This is a genomic window from Butyrivibrio hungatei DSM 14810, assembly GCF_900143205.1.
In the GTDB taxonomy this organism is placed as follows: Bacteria; Bacillota; Clostridia; order Lachnospirales; family Lachnospiraceae; genus Butyrivibrio; species Butyrivibrio hungatei.
In genome coordinates, this window is the sequence record NZ_FRDH01000007.1 from 98,250 (window position 1) to 111,736 (window position 13,487).

7 protein-coding genes and 1 riboswitch are annotated in these 13,487 nt (G+C 39.3%); of the genes, 4 read left to right on the forward strand and 3 right to left on the reverse strand.

Annotated elements, in window-relative coordinates:
- The first annotated feature begins 33 nt into the window (after positions 1 to 33).
- Positions 34 to 138, forward strand: a riboswitch (TPP riboswitch).
- Between the two features lie 61 nt (positions 139 to 199).
- Complete coding sequence (gene thiT, locus BUA02_RS09445; protein WP_072703309.1) at positions 200 to 901, forward strand: energy-coupled thiamine transporter ThiT; 702 nt, start codon at positions 200 to 202, stop codon at positions 899 to 901.
- On the opposite strand, the gene addA is transcribed toward thiT, so the two are convergent.
- Genes addA through BUA02_RS09460 form a run of 3 tightly spaced genes read right to left on the reverse strand, consistent with a single transcriptional unit; the run spans position 888 to position 10,313 of the window.
- Positions 888 to 4,577 carry a helicase-exonuclease AddAB subunit AddA gene (addA, locus tag BUA02_RS09450; protein WP_072703312.1) on the reverse strand — a complete coding sequence of 1,230 codons (3,690 nt, stop codon included), beginning with the start codon at positions 4,575 to 4,577 and terminating at the stop codon, positions 888 to 890. The genes thiT and addA overlap by 14 nt on opposite strands.
- 29 nt (positions 4,578 to 4,606) lie before the next feature.
- Entirely contained in the window at positions 4,607 to 8,158 is a 3,552-nt protein-coding gene (locus BUA02_RS09455) for a PD-(D/E)XK nuclease family protein (RefSeq protein ID WP_072703315.1), read from the reverse strand.
- Between the two features lie 22 nt (positions 8,159 to 8,180).
- The gene (locus BUA02_RS09460) at positions 8,181 to 10,313 is read right to left on the reverse strand and encodes a GGDEF domain-containing phosphodiesterase (protein ID WP_072703319.1); all 2,133 of its coding nucleotides are present in this window, start codon (positions 10,311 to 10,313) and stop codon (positions 8,181 to 8,183) included.
- 151 nt (positions 10,314 to 10,464) lie between these two features.
- Between BUA02_RS09460 and pdxR the strand changes: the two genes are divergently transcribed.
- The 3 genes from pdxR (at position 10,465) to BUA02_RS09475 (ending at position 13,159) form a co-directional block, all read left to right on the forward strand.
- Positions 10,465 to 11,901, forward strand: a complete 1,437-nt coding sequence (gene pdxR / locus BUA02_RS09465) for a MocR-like pyridoxine biosynthesis transcription factor PdxR (protein ID WP_072703323.1) — start codon at positions 10,465 to 10,467, stop codon at positions 11,899 to 11,901.
- A gap of 118 nt (positions 11,902 to 12,019) precedes the next feature.
- Positions 12,020 to 12,565 carry an ECF transporter S component gene (locus BUA02_RS09470; RefSeq protein ID WP_071175458.1) on the forward strand — a complete coding sequence of 182 codons (546 nt, stop codon included), beginning with the start codon at positions 12,020 to 12,022 and terminating at the stop codon, positions 12,563 to 12,565.
- Positions 12,566 to 12,595: 30 nt separating this feature from the next.
- A complete protein-coding gene (locus BUA02_RS09475; protein WP_071175457.1) occupies positions 12,596 to 13,159 on the forward strand; it encodes a TIGR01440 family protein in 564 nt (187 codons plus the stop codon).
- The last annotated feature ends 328 nt before the right edge of the window (positions 13,160 to 13,487 follow it).

A 13,487-nucleotide genomic window follows, 5' to 3' on the forward strand; every position in this document is an offset into this window, starting at 1 on the left:
GCTAAGCGTTTAATAAGACTAGAAAAAAAACATATTAACCGCTAGGGGAGCAATGCTGAGAGTGTACGTGCAATGCACGTCTAACCCTTATTACCTGATCTGGTTAGTACCAGCGTAGGGAAGCACGATTGATTATAACATCTTTTATTAGATGTGAGTACAAATAACCTCCCTTTATGCGGTAAAGGGAGGTATTTTTATGGATCTATTATTTGAAAAAATTGTTGATGACGGCTATGTAACATACGGTTTTACAACAGCCGGCTATATCGTCGGAGTAGTTCTCGGTGTTCTGCTGCTTCTATCTGTAAGTTTCTTCATTAACAAAGATGGCAAAAGTTCTATCAGCATCAAGCAGCTCACAACATCAGCTCTTTGCCTTGCTCTTGCATTTGTTTTATCCAATGTAAAGCTCTTCAAGGCACCAATGGGCGGTTCAGTCACACTTCTTAGCATGTTCTTTATCACATATATCGGATATCTCTACGGAGCAAGGATCAGCTTGTCAGCAGCCTTTGCCTATGGACTTCTCCAGCTTATCGTTGATCCTTATATCATCAGTGCTCCTCAGCTTGTATGTGATTACTTCCTTGCTTTTACAGCATTGGGACTTGCTGGTTTCTTTTATAACAAGAAACACGGCATGTACATTGGTTACCTTGTCGGAATCTTTGGCAGATTCGTATTTTCAACACTTTCAGGTGTCATCTTCTTTGCAGATTACGCACCAGAAGGTATGTCACCACTTCTTTACTCAGTTCTTTACAATGGCTCATATATTGCAGTTGAAGCGATCATCACAATTGCAGTTGTCGCAATCCCTGCAGTGCACACAGGTCTTAACCGCCTGAAATTCGAGCTCAATGAAAAGACACTTAAAAGATCAGTTACTGTAAGCTAAGCGGAATCTCTTTTCCCAAAGAGAAGGAATAAATATATATTTCTTTAACCTTCATATTTGTCGAAGCTTCCAAAGCTTCTTTGTAATAGTCCAGCTGGATCCTATAACGACTCACAAGCTCAGTTTCATCGCTGACCTTGTCTGTCTTATAGTCCAGCAGTACTATTCCACCATCTTCAACAAAGAAAGCATCAATGATACCCTGTATGAGCACCATCTCTCCATCAGGAAATTTCTCATCAAGCCTACCTGCGTCAATTCCCATCATAAATGGTCTTTCTCTCATAAGAGCACTGTTCCTATAGGCTTTACCCATCCTTTTTCCAAGGTCTGTCAAAAGAAATGTGGCTACGTCCCATTCATTGACCGCGCTTTCATATTCTGAAGGGATCACCTTTTCTGTAGTCTTCTTAGTAAGCCATTTTTCAACTTCCTGTGCTATTTCTTTCCTGGAAAGATCAGCTAATGTCGCATTTCCATAAATATCCTCATCCAAAAGTTCCATGATCCTATGGTATGCAGTACCTCTCTCTGCTCCAGAAAGCTTACCTTCGACAGTTTCATATACAGGGGCATTCTCCTGACTTATATCCTTTGTAAATACCTCACCTTCCTGCTCTAACATGTGTTTTTTAAGTTCTGTAACAGTTGTCTTGGTGAAAAGACCCTTAAGGTTTTCGAATTCGTACCTGGCGCTGAATTTTTCCTTTAGTCTGTCTGAAAGATCTTTATCAAATTCCAAGTCAGCATCTGATTCAAGCTCTGCTCTTCTGATAACACCTGTTACTCCTTGACTTTCGATTATCGCAGCAAGATCACTATCTGAAAGGCTCTTAAAAGTAAGTGCCGGAACCTGTTTTTCATCGTCAAAATGTGCGTTCACGCTGTCAAAGGATATCTCATATTTTGAAAGCAGCTCTTTTACCTGAGGATGTCTGATAAGGGCAGCCAAAATAAAATCAAAATAGCTTGAAAAGGAAAGCCTCATTGAATATGGCAGTAGCTCTCCGCTTTCAGCAATTACCGGAAGATTACGGGTAGCCTTTATCAAAGTATCTGCAAGCTTCTTGACATATGCTGTCATGATCAGCTTTTCCTTGGCTCTTGTAAGGGCAACATATAAGACTCTAAGCTCTTCTCCAAGGCTATCTGTATTCATTTTATCTGCTATCATTATTCTCTTTAGAGTATCGTATTTTACTCTAAGCTCAGTATCTACGCACTTTACGCCTATGCCAAGGTCAAGGTCTGTTACGATATCGCCCTTGGTATCCATTCTGTTAAAGTTCTTGGAAAGGCCGGCAACGAATACAACAGGGAACTCAAGACCTTTACTCTTATGAATACTCATAATGCGAACTACATTAGCATTTTCATCTATTATGCCTGCTTCGCCGTAATCCACCTGAACAACCTTAAGATGCTCGATATATCTTACAAAATGGAACAGTCCTCTAAAGCTTGTCTTTTCGAAATTTGCTGCATTTGTCAAAAGAAGCTCAAGATTAGCTCTTCTCTTTTCTCCTGCAGGCATAGCTGTGATATAGCTGTCAAATCCTGTCTTATCCACTATATACTGCAAAAGCTCATGAACAGGAGTGTAGACAGATCTTTCCCTGAAATCTTCGATCATATCCACAAAAGTTTTTAATTTTGGATATGAATCCTCAGACTTTTCCACAAGGCCTTTGATCCCTCTGTAAAAAGAGTCGCCATCACTAAGTTCTTCATCCCCATCTATGGCAATCCTGATGCTTGCAAGCTCCTCATCAGAAAAACCACCTATGCAAGAATGCATGACACTTACAAGTGGAATGTCTTGAAGCGGGTTATCCACAATTGAAATGAGATTTAGAAGTATAGATACCTCCCAGGCATCAAAATATCCACTTTTTGACTCTATATATGTTGGAATTCCCTGAGATTCAAGGGTATTTTTAAACACATCATCCCAGCCAGCATTACTTCTAAGAAGGATAACCATATCCTTAAAGTTTAGATCAGGGTCTTCCTTCATAAGCTCATGAATCCTGCCGGCAATTGCTAGAGCCTCTTTTTCTTTGGCATCATAAGCTGTCATATCTACTGAGCCGTCATAGGCCTCTTCCCCATCGATCAACATAAGTTCCGGGGTTACACCATAGGTCTCAGCCGGGTAATCAGCACCAGTAACAAGCTCTGCATCCTTGTCGTAAGCTACTCCTCCAAGGTCAGTGCCCATTATCTTCTTGAATATATAGTTTGTGATCTCAAGAACCTCTTTTCTGCTTCTAAAGTTCTTGTGAAGGTCGATCCTATGGTTCTTGGCTCCCTTTTCCTTGTCATAGGATGAGAGCTTATCCATGAAAATCTCAGGTCTTGCAAGCCTGAACTTATAAATACTCTGCTTGACGTCGCCTACCATGAATCTCTCGGACTTTGCAGCCTCTTCGCCTGCAATAGACTTAAGGATCAATTCCTGTACGTTATTACTGTCCTGATACTCATCAATAAGAACTTCCTTGAAATAGTCCCTGTATTCAAGGGCTACAGCAGATGGAGTGTCTCCCGGATGCTCAACTAATATCTGCAGAGCAAAGTGCTCCATATCTGAAAAGTCTATGAGCTGATCCTCACGCTTTTTGGCATCGTAACGCTTCTTGTATTCAAGTGTAAGTCTACACAGCTCTTTTACCGCCCTGTCACAAAGCTTCATCTGAGCTACTACTGTCTCTGATGGAAGTGCAAGATAATTCTCCACAAGTTTTTTTACGATCTCTTTTACTTCGTCTCTAAGGCTCTTAGCATATTCCTTCTTATCCTCAGATACGGAAGGGTCATTTTTTCCTGGGAGTCTGTCGAAGGTAATCCCGCGAACCCTGTCAAATAGCTCATCGTAGGTATTATATTGTAAAACCGCATCAATACTGTCTTTTTCAATTTGGAACCTGTCACCATAGTAATATGGACCGTCTGGCTCATTGGTAATTCTGATGGCTGTGTCAAGCTTCTGAGAAGCCTCTTTTAATGACCTCTTAATATATGTAACGCAGTCCTTTACCCACTCTTCCTGGTCAAAAGATCTATCTCCAAGGTCATAGTCTGATGCTCTACTTGCGATCCAATCTTCCGGCCAGGGCATACTCATAGAAAAGCGATACAGCTCTCCAATGTATTCTTCAACCTTCTTATCGTTACTTCCTGTACTAAAATAGTCCATGCAATAAAGGAAATCCTCATTGCCGTTTTCTTTTGCAAGAGCATACTCATCTTCAAAGAGCTGTTTCATAACTTCTTCCTGAAGAAGACGCAGTTCTCCGTCATCTCCCACATGGAATGAAGGGTCAAGTCCTATTACATTAAAATTGTTTCTAAGAACATACTGACAAAAGGCATCTATAGTTGTGATCTGAGCATTGTGGATAAGTGTCTCCTGTTTTTGAAGGTGCTTATTATCCGGATCAGTCAACAATTTTTCTTGAATTGCAAGAGTAATCTTTTCCTTCATCTGTGCAGCAGCTGCCTTTGTAAAAGTCACAACAAGCAGATGATCAATATCCATATCGCTGCTGATCATCTGAATTATTCTCTCTACAAGTACAGCTGTCTTACCTGAGCCAGCTGCGGCAGATACTAGTATATTGGCGTCTCTTGCATCAATAACAGCCTGTTGTTCTTCAGTAAAATTTACTCCCATAGTCTCTTTTCCAATTCTAAAATCTAGAATTAATTATCCTCAGATCTAATGATTTCCATTGCATCGCTACTTGAAATATCAAGATTTCTCTTGGAATATCCCTTTATAGATTCATCATATCCACATATAGAGCGGTATGAGCAGTACGTGCAGGATGACCGGTCTCCCATCTCATAAGGGTTAACCTCGATATTACCGTTTAGAATGCTCTTTCCGAACTCTCTTATCTTCTTTTCTGTGAATCTGGAGATTGCTCCATAGTCAGAATCACTTAATGTTGAAGATCTGGAAGATAAGCTGCCGTCCTTTTTAAACTCAACTGGAATGATGTCAGACTTACCATTTATGCTGTCATCAAGCATCTGTATGACATCTGTTTTTTCACTGACTACACCAGTCATTTTAAGCTTTTGCTTTATCTCTTCATTGATAACATCTGGTTGTAAATCATTTTTTCCTTCAGCCATAGGATCATCTACATGATAATAAAGGATTGCAGCAGGTAGCACTTCTTTTCCATTAGACATTTTCCTGCTTGCAGCTGTTGCAACATTCATATACATGACCAGCTGCAGTTGTAAGCCATAATATAGTGATGCTACATTGAATTTATGATTTCCGGATTTGAAATCTATTACCTTCACATAAACATGATCCGAATCCTCATATAGATCAACTCGGTCAATCCTTCCACGAAGTTTCATCTTCTCAGTGATATTCTTTTGCTCATCTTCTGAAAGAGCTATATTGATCTCATCAATATTACCTGCTTCTCTGAAATCCATCTCCACAAATGCAGGTTCAAATTTTCCTTTAGAAATCTGATATTGAAGGGTGTCTACTGTCCTTAAAAGTATCCTTCTGATCCTTTCGATCATGAATTGATTACGGGCGTTACTTAAAAGGATCGTCTCTCCGTAGCCATCAACACACTCTGTTAAAGCACGATTTAATATTTCCTCAGACTTCTCTTTTGGCAAGTCTCTCCACTTTATATCTCCGCTCATGATCTCTGAAGTATACTTCTCAAGTACAGCGTGGAAAACATTACCCAGATCCGAAACATCAAACTCGTATTCTTTTCTCTCTTCAAGGTGAAGACCATAGCGAATAAAGTGTGCATAGCAGCATGATGCAAACTGCTCAAGTCTGCTGACTGAGTTTTCAAGGGTTGCTCCATAAAGAGTAAGAGCTATAGCCTTGGCAAGAGGTCTGTTTTCATATTGCTTGAAGGCCGCATCTGTGATCTTATCAATAAAGCTGTTATCACCATTTTCTGCAAGGAGATCTTTTATGGTCTTATAAAGTGTCAAAAAGTTCTTTTTATCTTGGCCGCGAAGGAAGCCATTTGCATATTCCCTCATCATATCCGAAAGCTTATCTCTGCTATCTAAAAGCTTAACTGACTGACTTTCAAAATCTCCATCTTCAGGTCTTGAGATATCGATATTAGGAAACATTGTCGTTATCTTGGATATAAGATACGCTGGACGAAGGCTCTTTCCATCAGAAGTAAGTTCTGCAAAGGAAAGATATAGCTTGTCTGTAGGCTTAGTCAGGTTCATGTACAGATAAAGTCTCTGGATATACATTTGCTGTCTTGGAGTTGGTGCAAGCTCAACATTTGAGGTGGCATCAGCAAGGAACTGTCTATCGATATCTGAAAGGATTCCGCCGCCACCAGCATTTGAAGGGATATTTCCGTCATTGACACCAAGGAAGAATAAAACCTTCACTTCGCAAAGCCTTGTTCTTTCGATGTCACCTACAATTATTCTGTCTACATCCTGAGGTATGGTTCCAACCTCAATATCTGCAAAGCCTGTGGATAGGATCTCTTTATACTCAGAAAGATCTAACTTTTCATCACCAAGAAGTCCATCCATCTGACATAGAAGTGTCATGATCTTGTCGTAGATCTGATCGTACTCTCTTGCCTTTTTAAGGTCACCCTCTGCCTTAAACTTATCTCTGTAAGCTTCAAGCTTTTCTTTGGAATTATTACTCTCAATTACAGTTAAAAGAGCCTTTGTAATGTCCTTTACTGTTCCCTTTTTGGAGTCAGCAAGTGGTTTAAGCGACGAACTGATTGCATCTCGCATTTGGTCAAGCTTTTGAAGAAGCTCAAGTTCTTTTTCTGAAGCCTTCTCAGACTTCCTAGCCGTAGCAAAGCGCTTTGGCATACGCCTCATAAAACGGTCTTCCCATTGCTTTCTGCCTTTGATGCCAAGAGCCCTTACATAGTTTTCCAAAAGATCTGTATCTTCCGGACTAAAATCAGACATGCCACTTCGCATGAAATGGAAGACGTCTTCATATCTATAGCCTGAGATTACGATATTTATAGCACTTGTAATATATTCGATAATAGGATTAAGAAGCAGACTACTATTCTTATCAATATAAACCGGAATGTCGAATTTACGTGCCTGATTACTGATAATATCTGCATAGCTATCAAGGCTTCCACATACAAGGGCAATATCTCTATAGGCGTAACCTCCATCCCTTATAAGATCAGAAATCTTTATAAGAGCCTGTCTTACTTCTTCATTTATGGTCTGAGCCCTGAAAACTTCTATTCCAACGGTATTACCCGTGAACTTGTTGGCATTATATCTAAAGAGATTTTGCTCAAGAAAAGCAAGTGAAGGGTTATTCTCAAGTCTTTTAACGGTTTTGTCTGTTATGAATATATCCCCAGACTTAGGGTTTTTGGACATTTCTTCATTTCTTGCATTTCTGTATGCTTCAAATGAAGGAATGCCGATGGCTCCCTGTTCCTGAAGAAGGCTGTATTCAAGCTTTTCAAGGTCATACACAGTTTTTTTACTGAGCATAAAGAGTTCCTGCTCTTCAAAAGAGCCTGTATATGGGTCATCTTCCGGGCTTATAGTCAAAGAAACAACTACCTCTTTGCTGACAGCAAGAAGCATCCTGATAACTCTGTACTGGATAGGTGTAAAGCCAGTAAAGCCGTCAAATACGATCACACTGTCCTTCAGGATCTTGGAAGATGGTATGGCATTGCACAATACATCTAAAGTTTCCTCAGTGGTAATGTATTTATCCTTTATATATGCCAAAAACTCGCTATAGAGAAGTCTTAGATCCTTTATCTTGGCGTTTAGTGCACCCTTTTTAGAGCTCTTTTCCTCAAGGATAGCTAGTCCCTCATCTCCAATGCCATACTGCATGAACTCAGAGATTGTGGACTTAACCTCATCTATATAACCGGGTTTATGCATGTTTTTGCCAATTATAGGGAGTTTATCGCCCAGGATGTCTGATACTCGCCTTAGAACAAGGCTCTTTCCCAGATCATCAAGCACAGAAAAAGAGCTAAGGCCTGCCTCTTCAAAGATTCTATGCGAAAGCCTGCCAAAGCTCAGAACATCGATATTCATTATTGCATGGGAAGGGTGCATCCTTACTACATCCTTCTGAGTCTGCATCGTGAACTGATCTGGAACTATGATAATATAATTTGTTCCAAGATCCCTCATACTTCTTTCAATTACTTCATTGTAAAGTCTGGTACTTTTCCCCGAACCAGACGCCCCAAAACAAAACCTTAACATGTGTATGCTATACCACCTATTATCAATAGAGATGTTCGTCATCTATCTCATCTGCAAATCTGCAACATGAGATATATTTCCATCTACCATTATAATAAAAAGGCAGTATCATGTACATCTGCATTCTACCTTTGTCAGTTGATACAGCGGAATGATAATAATCTACAAGATAATCGCCACCTGTAGCTTTAAGTCTGTCGTGTACTGTTGAGATATCATAGAATTTTCTAAATCTCGCTCTATCTTTCTTAATAAGATACTTATCAGAATATATCTTAACTGCTTCCTTGGCATCCATCTCTTTATCTGCGATTGCAAGCTGGTCACTGTTAAGGAAGATATTCTCCACAGTACCATCCTGGTCATAAAGATCAACTCTGAAGTACTGGTTAAATACATGCGCCATTGCAACCTGAATATTTTCAGATTTCTTGTCATCTGAATGTAGCGTGACGTTTCTGGATACTATGGCAAATGCGGACTTATTTCCCTGACGTGACAAGAATCTTACCTTGGAGTTGATGACGCAGCCATTAACAATAACATCGATCTCTCCACGTTTATCCCTTGCTTTCTCAGCATTATGCGACGCTTCAAGTATTTTTCTGACTTCAGGGATTTCGACATTTCTATTGCGCTTATTGGCCTGCTTCATGTTGGCAACACCGATACTTGAAAGGAAATTCTTGTAGGCATCGTTAATATAGATGAATGTGATATGATCATCTTCCATCTCATATATTCCAATAGGCACATTATTAAACACCTTCATTTTCTTGGGGCGAAGTGGCGTAGATCCAAGGAAGTTAATATCACCCATGGAGTCATAATACAAGTGATATGCGAAATCTTCGCAGTTTTCAAAGCCACAATCTTCTTCCCTTACAAAGCTTTCTACAGGCTTTGGCGTTCCAAAAAGATATCCTTGAAGCTTTTCACAGCCAATTCTTCTTAAGAATTCGTACTGTTCTTTGGTCTCAACACCTTCAGCAAGAGTGTGTATTCCAAGTTCCTTTGCCATGCTGATGATAGCTGCTAGAATAACTCTTGTTTTCTTATTTTTCTCGTATTCACTGATAAAACTCATGTCAATCTTGATCATATCAAAGTCATAAGATTTAAGATTTCCAAAAGAACTATATCCCGTTCCAAAGTCATCCATCCAGATCTGGTAGCCCGATCTCCTAAGCTTTTTTATTTGCTCTCCAAGGAAATTATCTTCTGATGTAAGGGCACTTTCTGTAATCTCAATATTCAAAAGATTCTTTGGTATGTTGTATATCTTTCTACATCTGTCTATTTCAGTTTTTATGTCACATAATTCAAAATCAAGTCTGGAAAGGTTTATTGAAATAGGCTCCACAGCAAAACCGCTATCGATATCATCTCTTAGATCTGAGCACACCTGCTCTATCATATAGATATCAAGTTTGTGAATGAGTCGTACATTTTCCAACACCTCAACAAAGATACCAGGCGATATTATTCCATACTTAGGATCATTCCACCTTGCAAGGGCCTCATAGCCGCAGACTTTTCCTGTAAGTGCTCTAACTTCTTTCTGGTAATAAACCTTGAAGTATTTTTTCTTGAAGGCAATTTCGAAGTTATCGATCACATACTGCCTTAGTTCATTCTTTTTATTTAACTCTTCTGAATAGATATTGTCATCCTTATCATAGACTCTTATGATGTCGTCGCAGGCAATCTTAGCTCTGTCCACCATAACAACAGGGTCTTTTTCTGTGCCATCAGCCTTATAAATACCGGCTTTTATACGCATAACAAGGCCCTTCTGGTACTTAACCGCGCCAGCCCTCAGATCTGAAAGTTTCTTCAATATCTTTTTTTCATCGAGTGAATTCGCAATGATAATAAACTGATCTCCACTAGTTCTGGCTACCAGTTCTTCTTTAAAAATGCTTTGAATCTCTTTTGCCAATCCCTTAAGATATTGATTTCCCCCAAGAAAGCCATATCTTTGGTTAAAGGCCTTAAAATTCATCACATTAAGATATACGATTATTGACTTTTCTGATGCAGAAAATTCCCCATGTCCTTGAAGATGATCTAAAATCCCAGTAAGATTATGAAGCCCAGTCAACTCATCAAGGTGGCGACTTTCTACTATCTCATTGATCTCTCGTTCATCCATCGTACTTACCTAACATGTCAAACACACGAAATTACATAATATCGTATAGTTTATTGTATCATTATTTTACCGCATTTTTGACACTATTCTGACGCTTTATCAAATTTTCATATTTGCTTGATTTATTTTTTCAATATGGTAACTTTAACTTATGCTTACTTACAATCTCTCTAACGGGGAAGGTCCCCTTTATACAAGGCTATATCAGCACATAAAACGCGATATCTCAAATGGAACGCTTACTCCTGGCGAGAAGCTCCCATCAAGAAGGGCTCTTGCTGAAAACATGGGAGTAAGTACCGTAACTGTTGATAATGCCTATGGTCAGCTCCTTGAAGAAGGCTACATCTATGCCCTTCCTAAAAAGGGCTATTTTGTGTCGCAGATTTCCGGAAGCATTATTTTTCCTGAAGTGAAAGGTAAAAAGAAATCTTCATCCAAACTAAATTTCAAGAAAAAAGCTAGGAATAACATAACGTTTGATTTCTCATCTAATAAGCCAGATGCTGATAGTTTCCCGTTTTCTGTTTGGGCAAAGCTCACCAGAGAGGCTGTGTCTGGACATAGTGATGAGCTCTTAAAAGTATCTGATTACAGCGGAATCTATGAGCTTAGATCTGCAATCGCAGCTCATTTATCTTCCTTCAGAGGAATGAGTGTTGACCCTGACCAGATCATTGTTGGCGCAGGAACAGAATACCTTTACGGACTACTGATAAAGCTTTTGGGTAAAGATAAAAAATACTGCATAGAAAATCCTGGTTATAAAAAGATCAGTCAGATATATGAAACAGAAGGCGTAAGCTACTACCTTGGAAGCATGGACGAATATGGTTTATTGGTCTCAGAACTAGATAGGTCAGGAGCAGATATCGCACATATTAGCCCTACTCACCACTTTCCCACAGGTATTACCATGCCTGTTCCAAGGCGACTAGAACTACTGTCCTGGGCTTCAAAGGATTCCTCAAGGTACATCATAGAAGATGATTACGACAGTGAATTCAGGCATAAGGGCACTCCTATTCCGCCTCTCCAGACAATGGACTCTTTTGACAAGGTTATCTATATCAATACCTTCTCAAAATCCCTTGCTTCTACCATAAGAATCGCATATATGGTACTGCCTCCACACCTAGCGCAGCTCTTTTACGACAAGCTGTCATTTTATTCATGTACAGTCTCAACATTCGATCAGTTCACACTGGCATCTTTTATTGAAAAGGGCTATTTTGAAAAACATATAAATCGTATGAGACTTCAATATGGCAGGAAAAGAGAACAGGTTCTTGGCATATTTGAAGAAGTACTGGGAAGTGAATCGAAGTCTTCAGGTTATAAAATAGTTGAAAATGACTCTGGTCTTCACTTTATCTTGGAGCTAAATACCAGGTATAAAGATGCCGAGATAGAGAAACAACTGTTATCTAAAAGTATCAAGATCTCTGCGATCTCTGACTTCTATATGGATGCTTTTGATGCTAAATTGGATGCAGCTTCACAGGGTAAATTTATTATAGATTATTCAAATATGAACATAGCTCTTTTACCTGATGCGTTAAAAGAGATAAAAAAATTGTTGTCTTAAAAGATAGTGTTGCAAACTGGTATTAAAAAAAATAATAGAATTGGGTATTATAATAATACCAAAACAAGCGTATATTCATACCTAAAGTTGTACAAAACACCGTACCGGAGGAGAAAATATGGATACCACATCAATAAGCGCACTACGTAAGACTGACAAAGTAAAATGGATCGCTATCACAGCTCTTTTTATGGCATTTAATATAATAATGTCCAGCGTTGGAATTCCTGTTCCTGGAGGACACCTGTATTTATGTGATGTCATCATTTGTACTGCAGCTCTTTTACTTGATCCACTTGCTGCATTTATAGTTGGAGGAATCGGTTCATTTCTTGGAGATTTCCTTTTTTATCCAGCTCCAATGTTTGTATCACTTGTAACACATGGACTTCAGGCTGTTGTTGTATCAGTTATAGCAAGTAAAGGCCTTGGAGACAAAAAGAAGCATTTTACTTTTTCGCTCATTGGAACTTTGATCGGTGGTATTATAATGGTTGTTGGCTACACGCTTGGTAAGACTTTTGTGTACAGCACTTTTGAATACGCTATGGTCAAGCTCCCATATGAGATAGCTCAGGCTCTTCTTGGAGTATTTGGTTCACTTTTCCTGTATTTCAAAGCAGGACTTGGAAATATCTATAAGAGAATGGGACTAAATTCATAATATCAGACATAGATTTAAGGAGTTACAAAAATGGATTGTAAAGAAATAACTAACCAAAGCAAGCAGGCTGTTTGCGAGATCTTGGAGAAGGCCCGTCTTAAAAAGGGTGATATCTTCGTGATCGGCTGCTCATCTAGTGAGATTTTGGGCGACCAGATCGGTACTGCAACTAATCTTGACTCTGCAAACGCAGTATACGACGGCATTATCCCTGTACTACGTGAAAACGGCATCTATGCTGCAGTTCAGTGCTGCGAGCATTTAAACAGAGCTCTTGTAGTTGAGAGAGAAGTTTTGGAAAAGTACGGATTTGAGCAGGTTAACGCTATTCCTCAGCCAAATCATGCAGGAGGAGCCCTTGCTACAGTAGCTTATGAGCGTTTTGATGATCCCGTACTTGTTGAATCAATAAATCAGAAAGCAGATGCAGGTATCGACATTGGAGGCACAATGATCGGAATGCATATGCACAGCGTAGTAGTTCCTATGAGAATCTCACTTCGTAAGATTGGCGAAGCACCTATTATCTGTGCTCGTCACCGTCCTAAGTATGTAGGCGGCCAGAGAGCTATATATGATGAAGATCTAATGTGATTTTTTATTTTAGAATATTGAGTGATGTCACTTGTTTTGCTTTTTACCTGCATTTGATAGTTTAAGTCGAATGCAGGTAATTTTTTAATCACCAGATGCAAGCTAGTTTTTGATTTGTTACCTGCATTCCTTTTGGGCACTTGGATGCAGGTAATATTTTCATTCCCGAAAGCAAGCTTTTTTCTGATTTGTTACCTGCATTTCTTTCTTGCACTTGAATGCAGGTAATATTTTCATTCCCGAAAGCAAGCTTTTTTCTGATTTGTTACCTGCATTTCTTTCTTGCACTTGAATGCAGGTAATATTTTCTTTCCCTAAAGCAAGTTTT

What these genes read in the sequence shown, in the direction of transcription:
- pdxR (WP_072703323.1), top strand. Translation starts at nt 10,465, where the DNA reads ATGCTTACTTACAATCTCTCTAACGGGGAAGGTCCCCTTTATACAAGG.
- BUA02_RS09460 (WP_072703319.1), bottom strand. Translation starts at nt 10,313, where the DNA reads ATGGATGAACGAGAGATCAATGAGATAGTAGAAAGTCGCCACCTTGAT.
- BUA02_RS09455 (WP_072703315.1), bottom strand. Translation starts at nt 8,158, where the DNA reads ATGTTAAGGTTTTGTTTTGGGGCGTCTGGTTCGGGGAAAAGTACCAGA.
- BUA02_RS09470 (WP_071175458.1), top strand. Translation starts at nt 12,020, where the DNA reads ATGGATACCACATCAATAAGCGCACTACGTAAGACTGACAAAGTAAAA.
- addA (WP_072703312.1), bottom strand. Translation starts at nt 4,577, where the DNA reads ATGGGAGTAAATTTTACTGAAGAACAACAGGCTGTTATTGATGCAAGA.
- thiT (WP_072703309.1), top strand. Translation starts at nt 200, where the DNA reads ATGGATCTATTATTTGAAAAAATTGTTGATGACGGCTATGTAACATAC.
- BUA02_RS09475 (WP_071175457.1), top strand. Translation starts at nt 12,596, where the DNA reads ATGGATTGTAAAGAAATAACTAACCAAAGCAAGCAGGCTGTTTGCGAG.